At 51.5% G+C, this 24,100-nt stretch carries 25 protein-coding genes, 1 tRNA gene and 1 pseudogene; 16 read left to right on the forward strand and 11 right to left on the reverse strand.

Annotated elements, in window-relative coordinates; translation table 11 throughout:
- The coding region (locus tag BGE37_RS25690) for a hypothetical protein (RefSeq protein WP_231347632.1) at window positions 1–67 on the forward strand (67 nt) is incomplete at its 5' end.
- A 128-nt stretch (window positions 68–195) separates the two neighbouring features.
- Here the strand turns inward: BGE37_RS25690 and yafV are convergent.
- The gene (yafV, locus tag BGE37_RS20780) at window positions 196–966 is read right to left on the reverse strand and encodes a 2-oxoglutaramate amidase (protein WP_105288396.1); all 771 of its coding nucleotides are present in this window, start codon (window positions 964–966) and stop codon (window positions 196–198) included.
- A 180-nt stretch (window positions 967–1,146) separates the two neighbouring features.
- Here yafV and ivy point away from each other — a divergent pair, with 180 nt between their 5' ends.
- The gene (gene ivy / locus BGE37_RS20785) at window positions 1,147–1,593 is read left to right on the forward strand and encodes an Ivy family C-type lysozyme inhibitor (RefSeq protein WP_001308392.1); all 447 of its coding nucleotides are present in this window, start codon (window positions 1,147–1,149) and stop codon (window positions 1,591–1,593) included.
- Between the two features lie 42 nt (window positions 1,594–1,635).
- Here the strand turns inward: ivy and fadE are convergent, their stop codons facing one another.
- Entirely contained in the window at window positions 1,636–4,080 is a 2,445-nt protein-coding gene (gene fadE, locus BGE37_RS20790) for an acyl-CoA dehydrogenase FadE (protein ID WP_000973094.1), read from the reverse strand.
- A gap of 239 nt (window positions 4,081–4,319) precedes the next feature.
- On the opposite strand from fadE, the gene lpcA reads away from it, so the two are divergent.
- Together lpcA and BGE37_RS20800 are read left to right on the forward strand one after the other, a co-directional pair.
- Window positions 4,320–4,898, forward strand: coding sequence for a D-sedoheptulose 7-phosphate isomerase (lpcA, locus tag BGE37_RS20795; protein WP_000284050.1), 579 nt, complete (start codon window positions 4,320–4,322; stop codon window positions 4,896–4,898).
- A gap of 205 nt (window positions 4,899–5,103) precedes the next feature.
- The gene (locus tag BGE37_RS20800; protein ID WP_000333380.1) at window positions 5,104–5,871 is read left to right on the forward strand and encodes a class II glutamine amidotransferase; all 768 of its coding nucleotides are present in this window, start codon (window positions 5,104–5,106) and stop codon (window positions 5,869–5,871) included.
- Here BGE37_RS20800 and dpaA read toward each other — a convergent pair.
- The 3 genes from dpaA to dinJ form a co-directional block, all read right to left on the reverse strand.
- Entirely contained in the window at window positions 5,842–6,582 is a 741-nt protein-coding gene (gene dpaA / locus BGE37_RS20805) for a peptidoglycan meso-diaminopimelic acid protein amidase (protein ID WP_001225681.1), read from the reverse strand. The genes BGE37_RS20800 and dpaA overlap by 30 nt on opposite strands.
- 155 nt (window positions 6,583–6,737) lie before the next feature.
- Entirely contained in the window at window positions 6,738–7,016 is a 279-nt protein-coding gene (gene yafQ / locus BGE37_RS20810) for a type II toxin-antitoxin system mRNA interferase toxin YafQ (protein WP_057696079.1), read from the reverse strand.
- A 2-nt stretch (window positions 7,017–7,018) separates the two neighbouring features.
- A complete protein-coding gene (gene dinJ / locus BGE37_RS20815) occupies window positions 7,019–7,279 on the reverse strand; it encodes a type II toxin-antitoxin system antitoxin DinJ (RefSeq protein ID WP_032183287.1) in 261 nt (86 codons plus the stop codon).
- Window positions 7,280–7,488: 209 nt separating this feature from the next.
- Here dinJ and BGE37_RS20820 point away from each other — a divergent pair, with 209 nt between their 5' ends.
- Window positions 7,489–8,238, forward strand: a complete 750-nt coding sequence (locus BGE37_RS20820) for a C40 family peptidase (RefSeq protein WP_064735797.1) — start codon at window positions 7,489–7,491, stop codon at window positions 8,236–8,238.
- Between the two features lie 22 nt (window positions 8,239–8,260).
- On the opposite strand, the gene BGE37_RS20825 is transcribed toward BGE37_RS20820, so the two are convergent.
- The 3 genes and pseudogenes from BGE37_RS20825 to BGE37_RS20835 all read right to left on the reverse strand — a co-directional run.
- Window positions 8,261–8,617 carry a type II toxin-antitoxin system HicB family antitoxin gene (locus tag BGE37_RS20825; protein WP_001030482.1) on the reverse strand — a complete coding sequence of 119 codons (357 nt, stop codon included), beginning with the start codon at window positions 8,615–8,617 and terminating at the stop codon, window positions 8,261–8,263.
- On the reverse strand, window positions 8,610–8,888 hold the full coding sequence (locus BGE37_RS20830) for a type II toxin-antitoxin system HicA family toxin (protein WP_000598759.1): 279 nt from the start codon (window positions 8,886–8,888) through the stop codon (window positions 8,610–8,612). Before BGE37_RS20830 ends, BGE37_RS20825 begins: the two co-directional genes overlap by 8 nt.
- A gap of 104 nt (window positions 8,889–8,992) precedes the next feature.
- A pseudogene (locus BGE37_RS20835) lies at window positions 8,993–10,711 on the reverse strand (flagellar biosynthesis protein FlhA); the annotation flags it as partial.
- Here BGE37_RS20835 and lafU point away from each other — a divergent pair.
- From lafU to prfH, 5 genes are all read left to right on the forward strand, one after another.
- Complete coding sequence (gene lafU / locus BGE37_RS20840) at window positions 10,677–11,462, forward strand: putative lateral flagellar export/assembly protein LafU (RefSeq protein ID WP_161399933.1); 786 nt, start codon at window positions 10,677–10,679, stop codon at window positions 11,460–11,462. The pseudogene BGE37_RS20835 and the gene lafU sit on opposite strands and share 35 nt — an antisense overlap.
- A 70-nt stretch (window positions 11,463–11,532) precedes the next feature.
- Entirely contained in the window at window positions 11,533–12,588 is a 1,056-nt protein-coding gene (dinB, locus tag BGE37_RS20845) for a DNA polymerase IV (RefSeq protein ID WP_105270901.1), read from the forward strand.
- Window positions 12,585–13,037 carry a GNAT family N-acetyltransferase gene (locus BGE37_RS20850; RefSeq protein ID WP_088542288.1) on the forward strand — a complete coding sequence of 151 codons (453 nt, stop codon included), beginning with the start codon at window positions 12,585–12,587 and terminating at the stop codon, window positions 13,035–13,037. Before dinB ends, BGE37_RS20850 begins: the two co-directional genes overlap by 4 nt.
- Before the next feature lie 317 nt (window positions 13,038–13,354).
- Entirely contained in the window at window positions 13,355–14,494 is a 1,140-nt protein-coding gene (locus BGE37_RS20860) for an RNA ligase RtcB family protein (protein ID WP_198598471.1), read from the forward strand.
- Window positions 14,491–15,105 carry a peptide chain release factor H gene (prfH, locus tag BGE37_RS20865; protein ID WP_000602123.1) on the forward strand — a complete coding sequence of 205 codons (615 nt, stop codon included), beginning with the start codon at window positions 14,491–14,493 and terminating at the stop codon, window positions 15,103–15,105. The genes BGE37_RS20860 and prfH overlap by 4 nt, the downstream gene beginning before the upstream one ends.
- Before the next feature lie 56 nt (window positions 15,106–15,161).
- Here the strand turns inward: prfH and pepD are convergent, their stop codons facing one another.
- Window positions 15,162–16,619 carry a cytosol nonspecific dipeptidase gene (pepD, locus tag BGE37_RS20870; RefSeq protein WP_001293012.1) on the reverse strand — a complete coding sequence of 486 codons (1,458 nt, stop codon included), beginning with the start codon at window positions 16,617–16,619 and terminating at the stop codon, window positions 15,162–15,164.
- Window positions 16,620–16,879: 260 nt separating this feature from the next.
- Between pepD and gpt the strand changes: the two genes are divergently transcribed.
- The 3 genes from gpt to crl all read left to right on the forward strand — a co-directional run bounded on the left by gpt (window position 16,880) and on the right by crl (window position 19,133).
- On the forward strand, window positions 16,880–17,338 hold the full coding sequence (gpt, locus tag BGE37_RS20875; RefSeq protein WP_001291990.1) for a xanthine phosphoribosyltransferase: 459 nt from the start codon (window positions 16,880–16,882) through the stop codon (window positions 17,336–17,338).
- 91 nt (window positions 17,339–17,429) lie between these two features.
- Entirely contained in the window at window positions 17,430–18,674 is a 1,245-nt protein-coding gene (frsA, locus tag BGE37_RS20880; protein ID WP_000189544.1) for an esterase FrsA, read from the forward strand.
- A 57-nt stretch (window positions 18,675–18,731) separates the two neighbouring features.
- Window positions 18,732–19,133, forward strand: a complete 402-nt coding sequence (gene crl / locus BGE37_RS20885; RefSeq protein WP_000174676.1) for a sigma factor-binding protein Crl — start codon at window positions 18,732–18,734, stop codon at window positions 19,131–19,133.
- 38 nt (window positions 19,134–19,171) lie between these two features.
- Here the strand turns inward: crl and phoE are convergent, their stop codons facing one another.
- On the reverse strand, window positions 19,172–20,227 hold the full coding sequence (gene phoE, locus BGE37_RS20890; protein WP_105288398.1) for a phosphoporin PhoE: 1,056 nt from the start codon (window positions 20,225–20,227) through the stop codon (window positions 19,172–19,174).
- 287 nt (window positions 20,228–20,514) lie between these two features.
- Here phoE and proB point away from each other — a divergent pair, with 287 nt between their 5' ends.
- The 3 genes from proB (at window position 20,515) to BGE37_RS20905 (ending at window position 23,072) form a co-directional block, all read left to right on the forward strand.
- Window positions 20,515–21,618, forward strand: a complete 1,104-nt coding sequence (gene proB / locus BGE37_RS20895; RefSeq protein ID WP_001285288.1) for a glutamate 5-kinase — start codon at window positions 20,515–20,517, stop codon at window positions 21,616–21,618.
- A gap of 10 nt (window positions 21,619–21,628) precedes the next feature.
- Window positions 21,629–22,882, forward strand: a complete 1,254-nt coding sequence (gene proA, locus BGE37_RS20900) for a glutamate-5-semialdehyde dehydrogenase (RefSeq protein WP_105288399.1) — start codon at window positions 21,629–21,631, stop codon at window positions 22,880–22,882.
- Between the two features lie 114 nt (window positions 22,883–22,996).
- A tRNA-Thr gene (locus tag BGE37_RS20905) sits at window positions 22,997–23,072 on the forward strand.
- A 127-nt stretch (window positions 23,073–23,199) separates the two neighbouring features.
- Here BGE37_RS20905 and BGE37_RS20910 read toward each other — a convergent pair.
- Window positions 23,200–24,099, reverse strand: coding sequence for a LysR family transcriptional regulator (locus BGE37_RS20910; protein ID WP_032183318.1), 900 nt, complete (start codon window positions 24,097–24,099; stop codon window positions 23,200–23,202).
- Between the last annotated feature and the right edge of the window lies 1 nt (window position 24,100).

A 24,100-nucleotide genomic window follows, 5' to 3' on the forward strand; every position in this document is an offset into this window, starting at 1 on the left:
GATGCGAAAAGCAGCCATGGACAGAAAGTATCTGGCGTCAGTCCTTGCGGGGAGCGGGCTTTCGTAATCTTTCCCTGAGACGTCATCGCGATTGATGGAAAAGCACTTCCACACTCCTATGATAAAAGTGGTCGCAGGAGAGCGGGCTTTCGTAGTCATACCCCAACTCTCCCCGGCCCTAAACACAACCCCCACTCACCACAACCTAAACTCATCCGCATCCCGCCATGCCGGAAACTTTTCTCTATATTCCCTTAACACCGCCATCGACAGCTCCGCATCAATGCGCGTTGCCTGATGCGCGTCGGCAGTAGCGATAATCTCGCCCTGTGGATTAATCACCCGGCTGTCACCGCGATAATGGCAGCCGTTGCCATCGCTGCCGACGCGATTGCATCCCGCCACATACGCCTGATTCTCAATCGCGCGGGCTGTCAGCAATGCCTGCCAGTGCAGAGAGCGCGGTGCAGGCCAGTTGGCGACGTAGATGGCGAGGTCATAATTGTTGAGATTGCGCGACCACACTGGAAAACGTAAGTCGTAGCACACCAGCGGCAAAATACGCCAGCCGCGCCATTCCACAATCACTCGCGCATTGCCCGCTTTATAATGCAGATGCTCATCTGCCATTCGGAACAGATGACGCTTATCATAAAAATGTACCGTGCCGCCCGGTTCAACCAGCAAAAAGCGGTTAACCGTACCAGACTCCGTTTGTAATGCAACACTGCCTGCAATCAACGCATTGCACTGCTGCGCTTTGGCTGTCATCCAGTTCACTACGTCATCTTGTGCTAGCGACGAAGCGGCCGCTTCCATGGCAAAGCCGCTGGTAAACATCTCCGGTAGAACGATCACATCGCGCCCGGTAATACCTTCTAGTTGACGATCAAAATGGCGCAGGTTGGCAGGACCATCCATCCACACCAGTGGTTGCTGCAAAAGCGTAATCTTCAAACCAGGCACGGTGTACAACTCCTTTATGTGAAGGGTTTTATAACTCTAACACCTTATCAGGCAGTTGCCTTAGCGCAGAATAAATTGATAACAAATGCTGATATTGGAAATATCTGATTTGCAAATTATCGTGTTATCGCCAGGCTTTAGGAGGTTAATAACATGGGCAGGATAAGCTCGGGAGGAATGATGTTTAAGGCAATAACGACAGTCGCCGCTCTGGTCATCGCCACCAGTGCAATGGCGCAGGATGATTTAACCATTAGCAGCCTTGCAAAGGGCGAAACCACCAAAGCTGCATTTAATCAGATGGTACAAGGGCATAAGCTGCCTGCCTGGGTGATGAAAGGCGGGACTTATACCCCTGCACAAACCGTAACGTTGGGAGATGAGACGTATCAGGTGATGAGCGCGTGCAAACCGCATGACTGTGGCTCGCAACGTATCGCTGTGATGTGGTCCGAGAAATCTAATCAGATGACGGGGCTGTTCTCGACCATTGATGAGAAAACGTCGCAAGAGAAACTCACCTGGTTGAATGTGAACGATGCGCTTTCTATTGATGGTAAAACGGTGCTGTTCGCGGCGTTGACCGGCAGCCTGGAAAACCATCCGGATGGCTTTAATTTTAAATAATTAGCGGATAAAGAAACGGAGCCTTTCGGCTCCGTTATTCAATTATGCGGCTTCAACTTTCCGCACTTTCTCCGGCAACTTTACCGGCTTCGTCGCCAGCTCTTCCGGATCAAAGTCATCAACATTAATACTGCGCAGACGGCTTTCTTCAGCTTTCACAAGAATAGCGGCTTCATCTTTATCAATCAGCCCCTTCGCCAGCGCGTTATGCGCCAGTTCATCCAGACGGGTAAACGGCAGGTTTTTACCCAGCTCTTTACAGATCCGCTGATGAATTGGGTCGGCGGCAATCACATCCACCAGCGCCTCTTCCAGTAAACCAACCGGGTTATGCTCGCTCGGGGTCAGGTACTGACCGCGACCAATACGTGAACGGGTGGCGTTCGGCACTTGTAAAATCTTCGCCACCTTATGATCCAGCTTGTCAGACGGTGCCAGATAATGACGTCCGGTCGGGAAGATCACCACATTCAGAAGCCCGGCAACCACGCGGTTCGGGAAGTTTTGCAGTAAATCGTCCATCGCCTGCTCTGCCTGATACAGCGCATCCTGTACGCCCCAGTGCACCAGCGGCAGGTCGGCTTCATTACGGCCTTCGTCGTCATAACGCTTCAGAACGGCAGAGGCGAGGTAAAGCTGGCTTAAAATATCCCCCAGACGTGCCGAGATACGCTCGCGACGTTTCAGGCTGCCGCCCAGCACAGCCATCGAGACATCAGAAAGCAGGGCGAGGTTGGCGCTCAGGCGGTTCAGGTGCTGATAGTAGCGTTTAGTGGCATCGCCGGTTGGCGTGCTGCTGGTTAAACCGCGCGTCAGGCCCAGCCAGAAGCTGCGAACTTTGTTGCTACCGACGTGACCGATATGTTTGAACAGCAGTTTATCGAACGCGTTTACGTCATTGTTCTTCGCCGCTTCCATCTCTTCCAGCACGTACGGATGGCAACGAATCGCTCCCTGACCGAAGATCATCATGCTGCGGGTCAGAATGTTGGCCCCTTCAACGGTGATGGCAATCGGTGCGCCCTGGTAAGCTCGTGCCAGGAAGTTGCTCTGACCGAGCATAATGCCTTTACCCCCGGTGATATCCATCGCATCAATAATCGACTGCTGCCCACGGTGGGTACAGTGATACTTAACGATAGCCGACAGCACGGCAGGTTTTTCACCGAGCATAATGCCGTAGGTAATCAGCGATGCCGCAGCATCCATCACGTAGGCATTACCGGCAATACGCGCCAGCGGCTCTTCAATCCCTTCCATCTTACCGATAGAGATTTTGAACTGACGGCGAATGTGCGCATACGCGCCCGTTGCCAGCGCCACCGACTTCACGCCGCCGGTTGAGTTGGAAGGTAGGGTGATGCCGCGCCCCACGGAGAGACACTCCACCAGCATCCGCCAGCCTTGCCCGGCCATTTTTGGTCCGCCGATAATGTAGTCGATCGGTACGAAGACATCTTTACCTCGCGTCGGTCCGTTCTGGAACGGTACGTTCAGCGGGAAGTGGCGACGACCAATTTCCACGCCTGGCGTGGTGGTCGGGATAAGTGCACAGGTAATGCCTAAATCTTCTGCGCCACCCAGCAGTTTTTCCGGGTCGGAAAGTTTAAACGCCAGCCCAAGCACGGTCGCAATTGGCGCGAGCGTAATGTAGCGTTTGTTCCAGGTCAGTCGCATCCCCAGCACCTGCTGGCCCTGCCACTCGCCCATGCAGACAATCCCGGTATCCGGAATCGCGCCCGCATCGGAACCCGCTTCCGGGCTGGTCAGTGCAAAGCAAGGGATCTCCTGACCACGCGCCAGACGCGGCAGATAGTGATTTTTCTGCTCGTCAGTGCCGTAATGTTGCAGCAGCTCGCCCGGGCCTAATGAGTTCGGCACGCCGACGGTAATCGCCAGGATCCCGCTCACGCCGGAGAGTTTTTGCAGCACACGAGATTGGGCATAAGCCGAGAACTCCAGCCCGCCGTACTCTTTTTTGATGATCATCGCGAAGAAGCGATGCTCTTTAAGGTACGCCCACAACTCCGGCGGCAGATCCGCCAGCTCATGAGTAATCTGGAAATCATTCGCCATCCGGCAGGCTTCTTCTACCGGGCCGTCGAGAAACGCTTGCTCTTCAGCGGTCAGGCGCGGCTGCGGATAGTTATGCAGCTTTTTCCAGTCCGGCTTACCCTGGAACAAGTCGCCTTCCCACCAGGTAGTGCCTGCATCAATCGCTTCTTTTTCAGTGCGCGACATTGGCGGCATCACCTTACGGAAACCGCGAAATACCGGTGCGGAAATCATCGACTTACGCATAGGCGCAAAGTTAAACGGTACGAGGATAATGGCCAGAGGCACCAGTACCCACGCCGACCACAGACCAGCGACGCCGAGGGCGGCTGTCCAGGCGAGCAAAATCAGACTGCTGATAAATAAGCTCACGCGGTGATAGAACAACGCGCCGAGCAGGACAACCGTAGCGAGAATACTCAAAATCATCATAACGAAAAGCCCCTTACTTGTAGGAGGTCTGACCACTTGTGATGATATGGTTGTAGTGGATGTAAAAACATTTAGCAATGTGTTTACAATATAATTACAACAAAGCTCACATTGTTGCTGTTTTTATCCGCACTTCAGGTCAAAAAGTCCTGGTCATCGCACCTGCCCGTACTTCTCGCTTTTGGCGGTATCCGGTACACTGCATTTTGTCTATTACATTTATGCTGAAGGATATCCTCATGTACCAGGATCTTATTCGTAACGAACTGAACGAAGCGGCGGAAACGCTGGCTAACTTTTTAAAAGATGACGCCAATATTCACGCCATTCAGCGCGCGGCGGTCCTGTTAGCAGATAGCTTTAAAGCCGGTGGTAAGGTGCTTTCCTGCGGTAATGGCGGTTCCCATTGCGACGCCATGCACTTTGCCGAAGAGTTGACGGGGCGCTACCGTGAAAACCGTCCGGGCTATCCGGCGATTGCCATTTCTGACGTTAGTCATATTTCCTGCGTCGGTAATGATTTCGGTTTCAATGATATTTTCTCCCGCTACGTTGAAGCGGTAGGTCGCGAAGGCGATGTATTGCTGGGGATCTCTACCTCCGGTAACTCTGCAAACGTGATCAAAGCGATCGCAGCGGCGCGTGAGAAGGGGATGAAAGTGATCACCCTGACCGGTAAAGATGGCGGCAAAATGGCTGGCACGGCGGATATTGAAATTCGCGTTCCGCACTTTGGTTATGCCGACCGCATTCAGGAGATCCACATTAAAGTGATCCATATCCTGATCCAGTTAATTGAAAAAGAGATGGTTAAGTAAGTCTGGCGTAGGCTGGATAAGGCGTTTACGCCGCATCCGGCACTTGTGCGCTGATGCCTGATGCGACGCTGACGCGTCTTATCATGCCTACAAATCTGTACCCGAACCGTAGGCCGAATAATGCATTCACGCCGCATCCGACCTGAAAATTCTTAAATCAATCTTCGCCGGGGGCCATGCGCTCCCGCTGTTGTGGAGGTTACCCATGTGCGAATTGCTCGGGATGAGCGCTAACGTCCCTACCGATATCTGCTTTAGTTTCACCGGTCTGGTGCAGCGTGGTGGTGGAACCGGGCCACATAAAGATGGCTGGGGCATTACCTTTTACGAAGGTAAAGGCTGTCGCACATTTAAAGATCCACAACCCAGCTTTAATTCCCCCATCGCCAAACTTGTCCAGGACTACCCGATAAAATCCTGTTCGGTGGTGGCTCATATTCGCCAGGCCAATCGGGGCGAGGTGGCGCTGGAAAATACTCACCCGTTTACCCGCGAGTTATGGGGACGCAACTGGACTTATGCCCATAACGGGCAACTGACGGGGTACAAGTCACTGGAAACCGGCAACTTCCGTCCGGTAGGTGAAACCGACAGCGAAAAAGCCTTTTGCTGGCTGCTGCATAAATTAACACAGCGTTACCCGCGCACACCAGGCAACATGGCGGCAGTGTTTAAATATATCGCCTCACTGGCGGATGAACTGCGGCAGAAGGGCGTTTTCAACATGCTACTTTCGGACGGACGCTATGTAATGGCGTATTGCTCGACCAATCTGCACTGGATCACCCGCCGCGCGCCGTTTGGCGTGGCAACGTTGCTGGATCAGGATGTGGAAATCGACTTCAGCTCGCAGACCACACCGAATGATGTGGTCACGGTGATTGCGACACAGCCGCTGACGGGCAATGAAACCTGGCAAAAGATTATGCCAGGCGAATGGCGCTTATTTTGCCTCGGGGAGCGTGTAGTTTGATGCCAGCTGTGGCTGCACCACTTCGTGGCTTAACGGCTTGCTGACCACGTAACGACCATTGACCACAGAAACGGTCGGTGGCTTACGGGTTTGTTCAAAGTAGTCGTAGCCCGGCTTCAGTTGCTCCCAGAAGTCCTTAAAGTTGGAATATTTATGGCGCTGCATGTTGGCGTCGGTCATGCGGAACGGGTAAATACTCACTTGCACGCTTGGCTGACCAAACACCAGCGCGCCAGTAACGAACTGGAAGATCTCATCAATACCTTGATTGGTCATCGCGTAGCAGCCGATGGAAACACAATCGCCGTGAATCATCAGGTATTTCCCTTCATAACCATGCGCACGGTCATAAGCATTGGGGAATCCAATATTAATCGCTTTGTAGTAACGGCTGTCTGGTTTTAACTGATTACGCTGGACGCTATAAAACCCTTCCGGGCTTTTGAAATCGCCCTGACGCTGTTTAGGCCCTAATCCGCCGGAATATTTACAGATTTTATAACTGTCGAGCAGCTGATATTGCTCACCCATTTTGACGTAGAGATCGAGAGTGCGCTCTTCCTTGAAGATCTGGATGTAGACAGGGGAGCCCATCAACTGCTGCTTATACTCTTTGCTCACTGGCGTGGTCGAGCTACTGCTGCCCAGCAAACCGGCAAACGAAACGCACGGGATCAACAACATCGCAAGAATTAATGCGATTTTACGCATACTGCTTATTCCTTGATAAAACGGTTACACACGCCAGGACGGCAAAATGGATCCCAAATCGGAATAGTCTGGATTTGGAAGGCTCACATTATCACCAAAAGAGTTTTACGCAAGCCTGTCGGCGCAGGGTTTACAAATTTCATCGGAAGCGGGCTTTACCCAAATAGCGCCGCGTGAGTTCCAGTTCTCTCAAATCGTAAAAGTTTATCGGTAAGTTTGTAAATCAGGATCCAGTCCGGTTCAACATGAGCATCGCGATAACCTTTCCATGAACCTTGCAGCGGGTGGTCTTTATAAACAGCTGGAAGTGGTAAAGTATTATTGATAAGAAGCGTCATAAGATATTTCAATTTATTCATATCATTATGACGCTTTTGTGCAAGTTTTACATCCTTTGAAAATTGTCCCGAGTATTCAATATCCCTTTGAATCATATTTAAATTCCTAATTGATCAAATAAATCATCGGCGTCTTTGGCCTTATGAACATCAACGCCAGCTTCGCTGTTTTTAATTGATTGAATGGTTAATTGATTAGGCTCGCGTAAATCAAACGGCAATGCCTTTTCACGCGCGACTTTTGTGAGGGTTATGCGAACCAGGTCAGAGATGGTCAGCCCCATCCCGGCCAGTACGTCCGCCGCCTGATTCTTCAGATCTTCATCGATTCGGGCGCGAACAAACGCGTTAGCAGCCATTGGGGTATCTCCTGTGCTGTATATTTATTCAGCTTGAATTGTAGCTCAAATGAGCAACAACGACAATCCATGAGTAATTTAATAAACGGATGTTTTTACATAATTAACTGAAATATATTTATTAATTTTATAATAATGGTTTATTAAGTTTGTTCAGGTACGGGCCGGGATACACTGCAACATCAATGCATGACCAGCCATTATTGAGAATGTCTTTGCCGTCGATTCCCTCTTTTGTGTTGTCGGGATTATTGTTGCTTTGCTTGCCGTTTTCTTCATTTGCCAGCGCCACCGCATCACATATCTCTTTCAGCTACGCCGCCCGCCAGCGGATGCAAAACCGTACGCGATTGCTAAAGCGATACCACGCGCATCTGAAAAAACAGGCCAGCTACATTGTGGAAGGCGATGCACAAAGCAGAAGGGCGCTGCGCCAGCACAACCGGGAGCAGATAAAACAGCATCCTGAGTGGTTCCCTGCACCGTTGAAGTTGAGCGATAAACATTGGCAGGCGCTGGCGGAAAACAACCATTTCTTAAGCAGCGACCATCTGCATAACATCACCGAAGTAGCGATTCACCGTCTGGAGCAGCAGCTTGGTAAGCCTTACGTCTGGGGAGGTACGCGGCCTGATAAAGGCTTCGACTGTAGCGGGTTGGTTTTTTATGCCTACAACAAGATCCTCGAGGCGAAACTCCCGCGCACGGCCAATGAGATGTATCACTACCGTCGGGCAACCATTGTGGCAAATAACGACCTGCGCCGGGGAGATTTGCTGTTTTTCCATATTCACAGCCGCGAGATTGCCGACCATATGGGCGTGTATCTGGGAGACGGTCAGTTTATCGAGTCGCCGCGCACCGGGGAAACCATTCGGGTAAGTCGGTTAGCTGAACCTTTCTGGCAGGATCATTTTTTAGGCGCGCGGCGGATTTTGACGGAAGAGACGATTTTGTAAATGGGTAATATTGACGACCTGTTTACATCTGGGCTGAAAACTCACGTTCTAAGACATCAATAATGAGCTGGTTTTTTGAAATGGAATGTTGTCTGGCGACGATGGTCAGCCGCGAATCGATGTGATGCGGCACACGAAGCGTCAGGCGTTTTTGCTCTTCTTCTTCACGAAAAGGGGCAATACCGTCCTCTTCACAATCCGCCATCCACTCATCCAGAGCGCTTTCGCCTTCACGATATAATGCCTCAATACTTGTGGCTACAAAGTCACAATAACCGTTTACATTGAGGAACTTGCCGCGAAATGCGTTGATATCGGCTTCAAATGTCACTGCGGCTGGTTGACCTTTAATTGTGATAATGTTCGATGCTTTATTCATAATCTACCCCTACACAGTTAACAAACCACTCCTTAAGACCTGCTACTGCGCCTTTATCCATCACATTCTTTGGATGCGGCTCATGTGTGCTGAATTTGGTCGTTCCAATCTGAAATTTTCGTCTGGAGCCGTTGTTATTTTTTATTGATCCACCCACCGCTTTAATGAGAGCAACAACATCATCCCATTTAATTCCAGATTTTGGCGGCTCCGTCATTACATCGTCGAATGTTTTTCTATGACGAGAGCCTAGCGCGCTGACCTTAATCATACTATCAATCCATGACGTCATTGTATGGTGTCATCGTAGTCTCTTTGCAGTGTGACGTCAATTAATGGTGTCAGGTGCTGCAAAGTATGGAAAAGAATCCTCAATCAACTCAACGCCCCCATAATCTTCAACTCCAGCTCGTCCGGCACTTCGTTATACGACAGCACATGCAACCCCGGCGCAAATAACCTCGCATAACGCGCCAGCAACGGGCGCAGCTGCGGCGGCACCAGCAGCACCGGGTCTTTACCTGCCGCTTTCATCTGCTCCTTCACCTGCGGCATCGTGCTCTGGAACTGGTTGAGCATATTTGGGTCAACCGGCACGCTATCGAGCATCACTTTGCCGGCCTGTTGCGCCTGATTCACCACGTTGGTCAGCAGATTTTCCAGCTCATTATTCAGCGTATACACCGTCAGCTCCTGCTTGCGAACGAACGGATGGGTAATGCTGCGCCGCAGTGCCAGGCGCACATCGGCCGCCAGCAGAATATGATCTTTGGTGACGGTGCTACTGGCGACCAGCACGGTGGCGATGGTGACGATATCGCGCAGGGAAACGCCTTCGGTCAGCAGTGCCCGGTACACTTTCAGCAACTGGCTGTAATTCAGCGCCGCACTCAAATCCTCTGCCAGGCGCGGTGCCATTGACGACAAACGGTTATGCAGCTGAGTAATATCGTCATAGTTAAACAAATCAGGAATATAGCTGCGCACAATCTTATTCACATGCGTGGCAATTACGCTGGCGCTGTCGATCACCTGATACCCCATATTCAGCGCCTTCGCCTTCTGCGCGGGCTGAATCCAGGTCACCGGCATCCCGTACGCCGGGTCGTTCCCCAGCACGCCGTCAATCTCGCCGTAGGTTTCGCTGGAGGGCAGGGCCATCAGTTTATCCGCCGGAATATCCGCTTCATCAGCCTTAATGCCGTTGATGAAAATGGCGTACTGGCTGGGCTTGAGGCGGAAGTTTTCCCGAATGCGGATCTCCGGCAGCAGCACGCCGTTGCCGTCGGAAATCACCTGCCGCACGCCGCGAATACGCTGGGTGAGCGGGTTGCCCTGCGCTTTGTCCACCAGCGCCACCAGCTTGTAACCGAGGCTTAAACTGATGGGCTCGATCAGCGGAATGGTTTCCCAACTGACCTGTTGATCGCTGGTTTCAGTGATGGTGCGGGTCAGCGTTTCGAGGCTTTTCTCTTCCGCCTCCGCCGCCTGCGGGCGTTTGCTCATTCGCCAGCCGGTAAAACCAAGCAGGGCGCTGAACATCAGGAACGGGAAGTGCGGCATTCCCGGCACCACCGCCAGCACGAACATAATCCCGGTGGCGGTGTAGAGCACCGACGGGCTTGCCAGCAACTGGTGGCGCACGTCATGGGCAATATCGCCGTTGTCGCTGACGCGGGTGACGATAATCGCCGCCGCGGTGGAAAGCAGCAGGGACGGGATCTGCGCCACCAGGCCGTCGCCGATGGTCATCAGCACATATTGCTGGAAGGCGGCATCGGCGCTCAGGTTGTATTTGAAGATCCCGATACAAACGCCGCCAATCAGGTTGATCGCCAGAATCATCATCCCGGCGATGGCATCCCCGCGCACAAACTTCGATGCCCCGTCCATCGCGCCGTAGAAATCGGCCTCGCTGGCAACATCTTTGCGGCGGGTCTGCGCCTGCGCCTGGTTGATCAACCCGGCGTTAAGATCGGCGTCAATCGCCATTTGCTTGCCGGGCATCGCGTCCAGGGTAAAGCGGGCAGAAACCTCGGAAATACGCTCAGCCCCTTTGGTGACGACAATAAAGTTGATTGTCAACAGCGTCAGTAAATCCGAGCGTGAAAGCATTATCGCCGCGCTGCACGGGCAGTCGATTTTCAATGGCGGCGGGCTATCGCCGTTAAATAAAATCAGCCCGACGCATCCGCTGAAACCTGCCACCGTGGCGGTGCCGGAAGAGACGGAGAAAAAAGCCCGCGACGTCAACGAGAAAACGGCGCTACTGAAGAAGAAGTCCGCCACTGAGCTTGGCGAGCTGGCGACCAGTATCAACACCATCGCCCGCGATGCGCATATGGAAGCCAATCTGGAGATGGAGATTGTCCCGCAGGGATTACGCGTGCTGATTAAAGATGACCAGAACCGCAATATGTTTGAACGCGGCAGCGCGAAGATTATGCCGTTCTTTAAAACTCTGCTGGTGGAGCTCGCGCCGGTATTCGACTCGCTCGATAACAAAATTATTATTACCGGGCATACCGATGCGATGGCCTATAAAAGCAATATCTACAACAACTGGAACCTTTCGGGCGATCGTGCGCTCTCGGCTCGTCGGGTGCTGGAAGAGGCCGGGATGCCGGAAGATAAAGTGATGCAGGTGAGCGCAATGGCGGACCAGATGCTGCTGGACACGAAAAATCCGCAAAGTGCGGGTAACCGGCGCATTGAGATTATGGTGCTCACCAAAAGCGCGTCTGATACGTTGTATCAATATTTTGGTCAGCATGGGGATAAGGTGGTGCAGCCGCTGGTGAAAAAGCTGGATAAGCAGCAGGTGCTTTCGCAGCGAACGCGTTAAATGCTGAATCTTTACGCATTTCTCAAACTCTGAAATCACTGTATACTTTACCAGTGTTGAGAGGTGAGCAATGCGTAAAATCATTCATGTGGATATGGACTGCTTTTTCGCCGCGGTGGAGATGCGCGACAATCCCGCCCTGCGCGATATCCCTATTGCTATTGGCGGCAGCCGCGAACGCCGGGGGGTGATCAGCACCGCCAATTATCCCGCGCGTAAATTTGGCGTGCGTAGCGCAATGCCAACCGGCATGGCGCTCAAACTGTGTCCGCATCTCACCTTGCTTCCAGGGCGCTTTGACGCCTACAAAGAAGCGTCAAATCATATCCGCGAAATCTTCTCTCGCTACACATCGCGTATTGAGCCGCTGTCACTGGATGAAGCCTATCTCGACGTCACCGACAGCGTACATTGCCACGGCTCTGCGACCCTTATCGCTCAGGAAATCCGCCAGACGATCTTCAACGAGCTGCAACTGACGGCGTCTGCGGGCGTTGCGCCGGTCAAGTTTCTCGCCAAAATCGCCTCTGATATGAATAAACCCAACGGACAGTTTGTGATTACGCCGGCGGACGTCCCGGCATTTCTGCAAACCTTACCGCTGGCAAAAATTCCCGGTGTCGGCAAAGTCTCGGCGGCAAAACTGGAAGCGATGGGGCTGCGGACCTGCGGCGATGTACAAAAGTGTGATCTGGTGACGTTGCTTAAACGCTTTGGCAAATTTGGTCGCATTTTGTGGGAGCGTAGTCAGGGGATTGACGAGCGCGACGTTAACAGCGAAAGGTTGCGAAAATCCGTCGGTGTAGAACGCACCATGGCGGAAGATATTCATCACTGGTCTGAATGTGAAGCGATCATCGAGCGGCTTTACCCTGAACTGGAGCGTCGTCTGGCAAAGGTAAAACCTGATTTACTGATTGCCCGCCAGGGGGTGAAATTAAAGTTCGACGATTTTCAGCAAACCACCCAGGAACACGTCTGGCCGCGGCTGAATAAAGCTGACTTGATCGCCACTGCGCGTAAAACCTGGGATGAACGCCGGGGCGGACGCGGTGTGCGACTGGTGGGGCTGCATGTGACGTTGCTTGATCCGCAAATGGAAAGACAACTGGTGCTGGGATTATGAATAATATACAAATAAGAGACTATCAGCCTGGCGATTTTCAGCAGCTATGCGCTATTTTTATTAGAGCGGTTACGATGACCGCCAGTCAGCATTATTCACCACAACAAATTGCCGCCTGGGCGCAGATTGATGAACATCGATGGAAAGAGAAACTCGCGAAATCACAAGTGCGGGTTGCGGTGATTAATACACAACTGGTCGGCTTTATTACCTGCATTGAGCATTATATCGATATGTTATTTGTTGATCCGAAATACAACCGCTGCGGGGTTGCCAGCGCTTTGTTAAAACCTTTGATTAAGTCTGAATCCGAACTTACGGTAGATGCCAGCATAACCGCAAAACCCTTTTTTGAACGTTATGGTTTTCAGACAGTTAAGCAGCAGCGCGTTGAATGCCGGGGAGCGTGGTTTACTAATTTTCATATGCGATATAAACCGCAACACTAAATCCAGCTTGCAATGAAAATAACGCCCGCCTAATATGTGCGCGTTTTCTTATTCCACAAACTGCAAGGAGGTAAATCATGAAAAATCCTTTATCAATGACTCTTTGCAGACCTTTCCAGGATTAATTCTTTTTTTCTTGCCCTGGATTCGTCTGCCATTTCCTGATTTTTATATTTATATACTCTAAATAATTCGAGTTGCAGGAAGGCGACAAGCGAGTGAATCCCCAGGAGCTTACTAAAGTAAGTGACTGGGGTGAACGAACGCAGTCGCAGTACATGCAACTTGAAGTATGACGAGTATAAATGGAATGGTACATGGGCAAATATATTCGTCCCTTATCCGATGCGGTATTTACCATCGCATCTGATGACCTGTGGATCGAGAGTTCAGCGATCCAACAATTACACACCACGGCAAATTTACCCGACATGCAACGCGTCGTAGGGATGCCAGATTTACACCCAGGACGCGGCTATCCGATTGGCGCAGCGTTCTTCTCCGTAGGCCGTTTTTACCCGGCACTGGTCGGCAATGATATCGGCTGCGGTATGGCGCTATGGCAAACAGATATTCTCGCGCGTAAATACAACGCCGATAAGTTTGAAAAGCGATTATCTGCGCTGGATGACGTTGCTGAAGAAAGCTGGCTGGAGGAAAACCTGCCGTCAGCGTTTGCACAGCATCCGTGGCGCTGCGCGCTTGGCTCTATCGGTGGCGGTAACCACTTTGCAGAACTGCAACAGATTGATCAAATCATCGATGCGGAACTGTTTGCACTGTCAGGTCTGGATGCGCAGCATCTGCAACTGCTGGTCCATAGCGGCTCGCGTGGTTTAGGGCAGTCTATTTTACAGCGGCATATTGCCTCGTTTTCGCATCATGGTTTGCCGGAAGGCAGTGACGACGCGCTAAGTTATATTGCGGAACATGATGATGCGCTGGCGTTTGCGCGTATTAATCGCCAGCTGATCGCTTTGCGCATAATGCAACAAGTTAAGGCCAACGGAAATTCGGTTCTGGATGTGGCGCATAACTTTGTTAGCGCATGTCGAATCGGCGATCAACAAGGATGGTTACACCGTAAAGGGGCTACGCCGGATGACAACGGTCTGGTGATTATTCCCGGTTCACGCGGTGATTACTCCTGGCTGGTTAAACCTGTTGCGAACGAAAAAACGCTTCACTCACTGGCGCATGGGGCAGGGCGTAAATGGGGGCGCACCGAGTGTAAAGGGCGTCTGGCAGCGAAATACACGGCGACGCAACTCTCACGTACTGAACTTGGCGGTCGGGTAATTTGTCGCGATAAACAACTCATCTTTGAAGAAGCGCCACAAGCCTATAAATCGGCTGAAAGTGTGGTGCAATGTCTGGTGCAGGCCGGTTTAATTATTCCTGCCGCGCGACTGCGTCCGGTGCTGACGCTCAAAAACAGTGGAGGGAAAAAAGGATGATCTTGCTGCAACTCTCCTCAGCTCAGGGACCGGAAGAATGTTGTCTCGCAGTGAAAAAGGCGCTGGACAGGTTGATTAAAGAAGCTACCCGACAAGACGTCGCGGTAACGGTGCTGGAAACAGAAACGGGCCGCTACTCTGACACGCTGCGTTCGGCGCTGATTTCTCTGGATGGCGATAACGCATGGGCATTAAGCGAAAGTTGGTGCGGCACTATTCAGTGGATTTGCCCAAGCCCGTATCGGCCTCATCATGGGCGCAAAAACTGGTTTCTGGGCATTGGGCGTTTTACCGCTGATGAGCAGGAACAATCGGATGCAATCCGTTATGAGACGCTGCGTTCGTCGGGGCCGGGCGGTCAACATGTCAATAAAACCGACTCGGCGGTACGCGCCACGCATCTGGCATCCGGGATTAGCGTGAAGGTTCAGTCAGAGCGCAGCCAACATGCCAACAAACGGCTGGCGCGATTGCTGATTGCCTGGAAGCTGGAGCAACAGCAACAGGAAAATAGCGCGGCGCTGAAATCGCAGCGGCGAATGTTCCATCACCAGATTGAACGTGGCAACCCGCGACGGACGTTTACAGGGATGGCTTTTATCGAAGGATAAGAAAGGATGAAACTGCCGGAAGACGATCAAACGCCATCCGGCAGCAAATCAAAAAATTACTTCGCCGGAATTTCTTTCAGCAGTTCAGTCAGCAGTGTCCAGTAATGGCCTACGCTTTCGATGTGAACCTGCTCATCCGGAGAGTGCGGACCGGTGATGGTTGGCCCGATAGAAACCATGTCCATTTCCGGATACGGTTTTTTGAACAGACCACATTCCAGGCCCGCGTGAATAATCTGGATGTTCGGCGTCTTGTTGAACAGGCGCTGATAGGTTTCACGTACCAGATGCATCACCGGAGAATTAGCGTCCGGCTGCCAGCCAGGATATGCGCCTTTCGCTTCGGTTTTCGCGCCAGCCAGTTTACCCAGCGAATCCAGCATGCTCACCACGTAGTCTTTACCGCTGTCGATCAGAGAACGGATCAGACAGTGAATTTCTACGTTGTTGTCGGTCATGGTCACGACACCGACGTTCAGGGAGGTTTCAACCACACCTTTTGCCACGTCGGAGTTGCGGATCACACCGTTCGGGGTGGCGTTCAGCAGACGAATAAAGGTATCGCGAGATTTCGCAATCAGGGCAGCTTTATCGTTCGCAACAGAGTCCAGCAACAAGGCCAGATTTTTCTCTTTCTCTGCCAGCTCGTTTTTCAGGATGTCCTGATAGGTATTCACCAGCGTTTTCAGTGCGTCGACTTTATCAGCTGCGACAGCGATGGTCGCAAAGGCTTCACGCGGGATGGCGTTACGCAGTGTGCCGCCGTTGAAATCAATAAGACGCAGGTCCAGTTCTTCTGCATGTCCCGCCAGGAAGCGCACCAGCAGTTTGTTCGCGTTACCCAGGCCAACGTGGATTTCACCGCCGGAGTGACCGCCTTTCAGACCTTTTAAGGTTAATTTGAAGGTTTCAAAACCAGCCGGAACGGCTTCACGATCTAAATGCAGGTTGGAGGTGAAGTCGATACCCCCAGCACAACCCATGTAGATTTCACCTTCTTCTTCGGAGTCGGTGTTAATCAGAATATCAGCCTGCAACCAGTTGCTCTGTAAGCCGAACGCCCCGTCCATACCGGCTTCTTCGGTCATGGTTAGCAGCACTTCCAGCGGGCCGTGAACCACGTTTTCGTCAGCCAGAACCGCCAGTGCAGAGGCCATACCAATGCCGTTATCCGCGCCCAGCGTGGTACCGCGCGCTTTAACCCATTCGCCATCAATATAAGGCTGGATAGGATCTTTAGTGAAGTCATGCACGGTGTCGTTATTTTTCTGCGGCACCATATCGAGGTGGGCCTGTAAGACGACCGGTTTACGATTTTCCATACCTGCGGTAGCAGGTTTACGAATCAGGATATTACCCACCTGATCGCGTTCGACATGGAAACCTTTCTCTTTTGCCCAACCAACAATGTATTCAGCGAGTTGCTCTTCATGATAGGACGGGTGAGGAATAGAACAGATTTTGGCAAAAATATCCCACAGCGGCTGTGGAGATAATTGAGACAGTTCAGACACGTTAAGTCTCCTTGTCGATCACCCGCAAAACAGTATTGCAGGTCACAGGGTTAGCAGAAAATGTTGTCAACACAAGACAGGCTTGCGAGATATGTTTGAGAATACCACTTTATCCCGCGTCAGGGAGAGGCTGTGCGTAAAAAGACGCGGACTCATGTGAAATACTGGTTTTTAGTGCGTCAGATCTCTATAATCTCGCGCAACCTATTTTCCCCTCGAACACTTTTTAAGCCGTAGATAAACAGGCTGGGACACTTCACATGAGCGAAAAATACATCGTCACCTGGGACATGTTGCAGATCCATGCACGTAAACTCGCAAGCCGACTGATGCCTTCTGAACAATGGAAAGGCATTATTGCCGTAAGCCGTGGCGGTCTGGTACCGGGTGCGTTACTGGCGCGTGAACTGGGTATTCGTCATGTCGATACCGTTTGTATTTCCAGCTACGATCACGACAACCAGCGCGAGCTTAAAGTGCTGAAACGCGCAGAAGGCGATGGCGAAGGCTTCATCGTTATTGATGATCTGGTGGATACCGGCGGTACTGCGGTTGCGATTCGTGAAATGTATCCAAAAGCGCACTTTGTCACCATCTTCGCTAAACCGGCAGGTCGTCCGCTGGTTGATGATTATGTTGTTGATATCCCACAAGATACCTGGATTGAACAGCCGTGGGATATGGGCGTCGTATTCGTCCCGCCAATCTCCGGTCGCTAATCTTTTCAACGCCTGGCACTGCCGGGCGTTGTTCTTTTTAACTTCAGGCAGGTTACAATAGTTTCCAGTAAGTATTCTGGAGGCTGCATCCATGACACAGGCAAACCTGAGCGAAACCCTGTTCAAACCCCGCTTTAAACATCCTGAAACCTCGACGCTAGTCCGCCGCTTTAATCACGGCGCACAACCGCCTGTGCAGTCGGCCCTTGATGGTAAAACCATCCCCCACTGGTATCGCATGATAAACCGTCTGATGTGGATCTGGCGCGGCATTGACCCACGTGAAATCCTCGACGTTCAGGCGCGTATTGTGATGAGCGATGCTGAACGTACCGACGATGATTTATACGATACGGTGATTGGCTACCGCGGCGGCAACTGGATTTATGAATGGGCCACCCAGGCGATGGTGTGGCAACAAAAAGCTTGTGCGGAAGAAGATCCACAACTCAGTGGTCGTCACTGGCTGCATGCGGCCACGTTGTACAACATTGCCGCCTATCCTCATCTGAAAGGGGATGACCTGGCCGAGCAAGCGCAGGCTTTGTCAAACCGTGCCTATGAAGAGGCCGCCCAACGTCTGCCGGGCACGATGCGGCAGATGGAGTTTACCGTACCAGGCGGTGCGCCCATCACCGGCTTTTTGCATATGCCGAAAGGCGATGGCCCGTTCCCGACGGTATTAATGTGTGGTGGTCTGGATGCGATGCAGACGGATTATTACAGTCTGTATGAACGTTATTTTGCCCCGCGCGGCATTGCGATGCTGACTATTGATATGCCGTCGGTGGGCTTTTCTTCAAAATGGAAGCTCACCCAGGACTCCAGCCTGTTGCATCAGCACGTCTTAAAGGCGCTGCCTAACGTCCCGTGGGTGGATCACACCCGTGTCGCGGCCTTTGGTTTCCGTTTTGGCGCTAACGTTGCTGTGCGTCTGGCATATCTTGAATCGCCGCGTCTGAAAGCGGTTGCTTGTCTTGGTCCGGTAGTTCATACCCTGTTGAGTGATTTTAAGTGCCAGCAACAGGTGCCGGAAATGTATCTTGACGTTCTGGCGAGTCGTTTGGGGATGCATGATGCTTCCGATGAAGCGTTGCGTGTGGAACTGAATCGTTATTCATTAAAAGTGCAAGGATTGCTGGGCCGTCGCTGCCCGACGCCAATGTTATCAGGCTACTGGAAGAACGATCCGTTCAGCCCGGAAGAGGACTCACGCTTAATCACCTCATCATCTGCTGATGGTAAATTGTTAGAGATTCCATTTAATCCGGTGTATCGGAATTTTGACAAAGGTCTTCAGGAAATCACGAGCTGGATCGAAAAACGATTGTGTTAAAAATTTGCTAAATTTTACCAGTTTGGTAAAACAGGTGCATCACAACAGGAGATCGCAATGACGTTACCGAGTGGACACCCGAAAAGCAGATTGATCAAAAAATTTACCGCACTAGGCCCCTATATTCGTGAAGGTAAGTGCGAAGATAATCGATTCTTTTTCGATTGTCTGGCTGTATGCGTCAACGTGAAACCAGCGCCGGAAGTGCGTGAGTTTTGGGGCTGGTGGATGGAACTGGAAGCGCAGGAATCCCGTTTTACTTACAGTTACCAGTTTGGTCTGTTCGATAAAGCAGGCGACTGGAAGAGTGTTCCGGTAAAAGATGCCGAAGTGGTTGAGCGACTGGAACATACCCTGCGTGAGTTTCACGAGAAGCTGCGTGAACTGTTGTCGACGCTGAATCTGAAGCTTGAACCGGCGGATGATTTTCGTGATGAGCCGGTGAAGTTAACCGCGTGAGTGAAAAGTGCCGGATGCGCCGCATCCGGCAATCTCCATTAAAACTGATAGGTCATCCCAACCGCGACAATATCATCATTATTAATATTTAATTTGTTATCGCTGTCCAGTTGGTTGATTTTATAATCAACAAAGGCCGACATATTTTTGTTGAAATAATATGTAGCACCGACATCAATATAATTGACCAGATCCTCATCACCGATGCCCTCAATATCTTTCCCTTTCGATAAGACATAACCCAGCGATGGACGCAGGCCAAAGTCGAATTGGTATTGAGCGACTGCTTCAAAGTTCTGCGTCTTATTGGCAAAACCACCAGAGATTGGCGTCATTTTACGCGTTTCAGAATAGAAAGTTGCCAGGTAAATATTATTGGCATCGTATTTCAGGCCTGTTGCCCATGCTTCTGCACGCTTGCCCGTGCCACGGCTTTGCAGGTTCTGCTCGTTGGTGCGATCGGAGTTGGTATAGGCCCCACTAATGGCAAAATCGCTGCCGCCAAAGTCATATGTCAATGACGTGCCGAAGCCATCACCGTTTTGCTTTTTAACGTCGCGGTTTTCGTTTTTTCCTTGATATTGCAGGGTTAAGTTCAGACCATCGATAACGCCGAAGAAGTCGGTGTTCCGATACGTTGCCAGACTGCTGGCGCGTTTGGTCATAAAGTTGTCTGTCTGCGCGGAGGAATCGCCGCCGAATTCCGGGAACATATCGGTCCATGCTTCCACGTCATACAGCGCCCCCAGGTTACGACCATAGTCGAAAGAACCCAAATCTTTATATTTCAACCCGGCAAAGGCAAGACGCGTTTTTTGCTGAGCAGTATCACTCTCTGCTTTATTTCCGGCAAACTCTGCTTCCCAGCGACCATAACCGGTCAGTTGATCGTTAATTTGTGTTTCGCCTTTAAAACCAAAACGGATATAACTTTGGTCGCCATCTTTACTGTCATTATCGCTCATATAATGCATGGCTTTAACTTTGCCATAGATATCCAGTTTATTACCGTCTTTGTTATATATTTCTGCGGCCTGTACGGATGCCGATGCCACAATGCCCATCACCACTAATGCCAGAGTGCTCTTTTTCATTTTCATTCCTGATTTTAATTAACGCGCGAATATTCAGCGGGAGAGCCCCGTTGAAAACAGGAAAGTTTTTAACCTGAGATTGTTAAAGATATATTACAGATTAATGATATTCTTAAAATGTGGTAATTTATTAAATCTGTAATAAAAGCGTAAACAACTGCCGCTACGCTTGCTGATCCCGCGCAACAAAACGCCATGCTTTGCTTGCAGATGGTTGGCAACCGGCGACAGTCCTGCTAAAACGTTCGTTTGATATCATTTTCCCTAAAATTGAATGGCAGAGAATCATGAGTGACAGCCAGACGCTGGTGGTAAAACTCGGCACCAGTGTGCTAACAGGCGGATCGCGCCGCCTGAACCGTGCCCATATCGTTGAACTTGTTCGCCAGTGCGCGCAGCTACATGCCGCCGGGCATCGGATTGTAATTGTGACGTCGGGGGCGATTGCCGCCGGACGTGAGCACCTGGGTTACCCGGAACTGCCAGCGACTATCGCCTCGAAACAACTTCTGGCGGCGGTAGGGCAGAGTCGACTGATTCAACTGTGGGAACAGCTGTTTTCGATTTATGGCATTCACGTCGGGCAGATGCTGCTAACTCGTGCTGATATGGAAGACCGTGAACGCTTCCTTAACGCGCGGGATACCCTTCGTGCGCTGCTCGATAACAACATTGTCCCGGTAATTAATGAGAACGATGCTGTCGCTACTGCAGAGATTAAAGTCGGCGATAACGATAACCTTTCGGCGCTGGCGGCGATTCTGGCAGGTGCCGATAAACTGTTGTTGCTGACCGATCAAAAAGGTTTGTATACCGCTGACCCGCGTAGCAATCCGCAGGCAGAACTGATTAAAGATGTGTACGGCATTGATGACGCACTGCGCGCGATTGCCGGTGACAGCGTTTCAGGTCTTGGAACCGGCGGCATGAGCACTAAATTGCAGGCCGCTGACGTGGCTTGCCGTGCGGGTATCGACACCATTATTGCCGCGGGCAGTAAGCCGGGTGTCATTGGTGATGTGATGGAAGGTATTTCCGTCGGTACGCTGTTCCATGCCCAGGCGACTCCGCTTGAAAACCGCAAACGTTGGATTTTCGGTGCGCCACCTGCGGGTGAAATCACGGTAGATGAAGGGGCAACCGCCGCCATTCTTGAACGCGGCAGCTCCCTGTTGCCGAAAGGCATTAAAAGCGTAACCGGCAACTTCTCGCGTGGTGAAGTCATTCGCATTTGCAACCTCGAAGGTCGCGATATCGCCCACGGCGTCAGTCGTTACAACAGCGATGCATTACGCCGTATTGCCGGACACCACTCGCAAGAAATTGATGCAATACTGGGATATGAATACGGCCCGGTTGCCGTTCACCGTGATGATATGATTACCCGTTAAGGAGCAGCCGATGCTGGAACAAATGGGCATTGCCGCGAAGCAAGCCTCGTATAATTTAGCGCAACTCTCCAGTCGCGAAAAAAATCGCGTGCTGGAAAAAATCGCCGATGAACTGGAAGCACAAAGCGAAAGCATCCTCAATGCTAACGCCCAGGATGTTGCTGACGCGCGTGCCAATGGCCTTAGCGAAGCGATGCTTGACCGCCTGGCACTGACGCCCGCACGGCTGAAAAGCATTGCCGATGATGTGCGCCAGGTGTGTAACCTCGCCGATCCGGTGGGGCAGGTGATTGATGGTGGCGTGCTGGACAGTGGCCTGCGCCTGGAACGCCGTCGCGTGCCGCTGGGGGTGATTGGCGTGATTTATGAAGCGCGCCCGAACGTGACGGTTGATGTCGCTTCGCTGTGCCTGAAAACCGGTAATGCAGTGATTCTGCGTGGCGGCAAAGAAACCTGTCGCACTAACGCTGCAACGGTGGCGGTGATTCAGGACGCCCTGAAATCCTGCGGTTTACCGGCGGGTGCCGTGCAGGCGATTGATAATCCTGACCGTGCGCTGGTCAGTGAACTGCTGCGTATGGATAAATACATCGACATGCTGATCCCACGCGGCGGGGCTGGGTTGCATAAACTGTGCCGCGAGCAGTCGACGATTCCGGTAATCACAGGTGGTATAGGCGTATGCCATATTTACGTTGATGAAAGTGCAGAGATCGCTGAAGCATTGAAAGTGATTGTCAACGCGAAAACTCAGCGCCCGAGCACGTGTAATACGGTAGAAACGTTGCTGGTAAATAAAAACATCGCAGATAGCTTCCTGCCCGCATTAAGCAAGCAAATGGCGGAAAGCGGCGTGACATTACACGCTGACGCAACTGCGCTGGCGCAGTTGCAGGCAGGCCCCGCGAAGGTGGTGGCTGTTAAAGCCGAAGAGTATGACGATGAGTTCCTGTCATTAGACTTGAACGTCAAAATCGTCAGCGATCTTGACGATGCCATCGCCCATATTCGTGAACACGGTACGCAACACTCCGATGCGATCCTGACCCGCGATATGCGTAATGCCCAGCGTTTTGTCAACGAAGTGGATTCCTCCGCTGTTTACGTTAACGCCTCTACGCGGTTTACCGACGGCGGCCAGTTTGGTCTGGGTGCGGAAGTTGCGGTAAGCACACAAAAACTCCACGCGCGCGGCCCAATGGGGCTGGAAGCTCTGACCACCTACAAGTGGATCGGCATTGGTGATTACACCATTCGTGCATAAATAAAACCGGGTGATGCAAAAGTAGCCATTTGATTCACAAGGCCATTGACGCATCGCCCGGTTAGTTTTAACCTTGTCCACCGTGATTCACGCTCGTGAACATGTCCTTTCAGGGCCGATATAGCTCAGTTGGTAGAGCAGCGCATTCGTAATGCGAAGGTCGTAGGTTCGACTCCTATTATCGGCACCATTTAAATCAATAAGTTACCTCACATTCAATTACACCACGTTTTCCTCCTGTGCCGTATTTGTGCCATTGTAACCCTGGCAATTTCTCAAAATACTGTTCTGACATCAGGCAGTGCAGGTGCAGACATTTAAGCCAATTGCTGCCGCCATTCCTTGACGTGGTCAATCAGGGCGCGGAGCTTTGGTGCAATATTGCGACGCTGTGGGAAATACAGATAGAAGCCCGGAAATTGTGGAAGAAAGTCATCAAGCAGCGATACAAGCTTACCGCTTTCAATATATGGCCTGAACGTTTCCTGAGTGGCAATTGTTATTCCTCCGCCGGCAAGAGCCAGCCTCAACATCAGACGCAGATCATTCGTCGTAATCTGCGGTTCAATCGCAAGGTCGAAAGCTCTACCGTTTTCTTCAAATGGCCAGCGATAAGGCGCAACCTCCGGGGACTGACGCCAGCCGATACACTTATGATTCACAAGTTCGCGCGGATGAACAGGTGTGCTGTTGGCTGCGAGATAGGAGGGAGAGGCAACGACCATCTCACGCTGCTTACCGGTAAGGGGAACAGCAATCATGTCTTTTTCAATGACCTCTCCGAGCCTTACGCCAGCATCGTAACCTGCGGCAACGATATCGAATTCCTCATCCGTGACAACAATATCAAGCGTAACGGCTGGATTGGCAGCTGCAAACGAAGCGATTAGCGGACCTGAAAGAAATTCTTCTGCTATCGACGTCACCGCGATTCTGAGATGTCCACGTGGTACATGGTCAGAGACCATCTCTTCGAACGCTGCCTCAATACCGGATAAAGGTAATGACAACGATTTATGCAGCCGTTCTCCCGCTTCCGTCAAATTAACTGAGCGCGTGGTCCGCATTACAAGCATTGTCCCGAATGCATCTTCAAGACGTCTTATTCCCTGACTGACCGCTGAACGGGTAACGCCCAGTCGTGCGGCGGCTTTACTGAAATTACTCTCTTCTGCTACCGCGATAAAAATGGGTAAAAGATTAAGATCGATTTTCATT

Source organism: Escherichia sp. MOD1-EC6300, from assembly GCF_002965045.1.
In the GTDB taxonomy this organism is placed as follows: domain Bacteria; phylum Pseudomonadota; class Gammaproteobacteria; order Enterobacterales; family Enterobacteriaceae; genus Escherichia; species Escherichia coli_F.

Bases quoted from the DNA above. Each gene is read 5' to 3' on its own strand.
- BGE37_RS20825 (WP_001030482.1), bottom strand. From the start codon at position 8,617: ATGAATAAAGCATCGAACATTATCACAATTAAAGGTCAACCAGCCGCA.
- frsA (WP_000189544.1), top strand. From the start codon at position 17,430: ATGACACAGGCAAACCTGAGCGAAACCCTGTTCAAACCCCGCTTTAAA.
- BGE37_RS20800 (WP_000333380.1), top strand. From the start codon at position 5,104: ATGTGCGAATTGCTCGGGATGAGCGCTAACGTCCCTACCGATATCTGC.
- proA (WP_105288399.1), top strand. From the start codon at position 21,629: ATGCTGGAACAAATGGGCATTGCCGCGAAGCAAGCCTCGTATAATTTA.
- BGE37_RS20830 (WP_000598759.1), bottom strand. From the start codon at position 8,888: ATGATTAAGGTCAGCGCGCTAGGCTCTCGTCATAGAAAAACATTCGAC.
- dinB (WP_105270901.1), top strand. From the start codon at position 11,533: ATGCGTAAAATCATTCATGTGGATATGGACTGCTTTTTCGCCGCGGTG.
- ivy (WP_001308392.1), top strand. From the start codon at position 1,147: ATGTTTAAGGCAATAACGACAGTCGCCGCTCTGGTCATCGCCACCAGT.
- BGE37_RS20820 (WP_064735797.1), top strand. From the start codon at position 7,489: ATGTCTTTGCCGTCGATTCCCTCTTTTGTGTTGTCGGGATTATTGTTG.
- BGE37_RS20910 (WP_032183318.1), bottom strand. From the start codon at position 24,099: ATGAAAATCGATCTTAATCTTTTACCCATTTTTATCGCGGTAGCAGAA.
- proB (WP_001285288.1), top strand. From the start codon at position 20,515: ATGAGTGACAGCCAGACGCTGGTGGTAAAACTCGGCACCAGTGTGCTA.
- BGE37_RS20860 (WP_198598471.1), top strand. From the start codon at position 13,355: ATGGGCAAATATATTCGTCCCTTATCCGATGCGGTATTTACCATCGCA.
- gpt (WP_001291990.1), top strand. From the start codon at position 16,880: ATGAGCGAAAAATACATCGTCACCTGGGACATGTTGCAGATCCATGCA.
- BGE37_RS20850 (WP_088542288.1), top strand. From the start codon at position 12,585: ATGAATAATATACAAATAAGAGACTATCAGCCTGGCGATTTTCAGCAG.
- dinJ (WP_032183287.1), bottom strand. From the start codon at position 7,279: ATGGCTGCTAACGCGTTTGTTCGCGCCCGAATCGATGAAGATCTGAAG.
- fadE (WP_000973094.1), bottom strand. From the start codon at position 4,080: ATGATGATTTTGAGTATTCTCGCTACGGTTGTCCTGCTCGGCGCGTTG.
- phoE (WP_105288398.1), bottom strand. From the start codon at position 20,227: ATGAAAAAGAGCACTCTGGCATTAGTGGTGATGGGCATTGTGGCATCG.
- lpcA (WP_000284050.1), top strand. From the start codon at position 4,320: ATGTACCAGGATCTTATTCGTAACGAACTGAACGAAGCGGCGGAAACG.
- dpaA (WP_001225681.1), bottom strand. From the start codon at position 6,582: ATGCGTAAAATCGCATTAATTCTTGCGATGTTGTTGATCCCGTGCGTT.
- crl (WP_000174676.1), top strand. From the start codon at position 18,732: ATGACGTTACCGAGTGGACACCCGAAAAGCAGATTGATCAAAAAATTT.
- yafQ (WP_057696079.1), bottom strand. From the start codon at position 7,016: ATGATTCAAAGGGATATTGAATACTCGGGACAATTTTCAAAGGATGTA.
- prfH (WP_000602123.1), top strand. From the start codon at position 14,491: ATGATCTTGCTGCAACTCTCCTCAGCTCAGGGACCGGAAGAATGTTGT.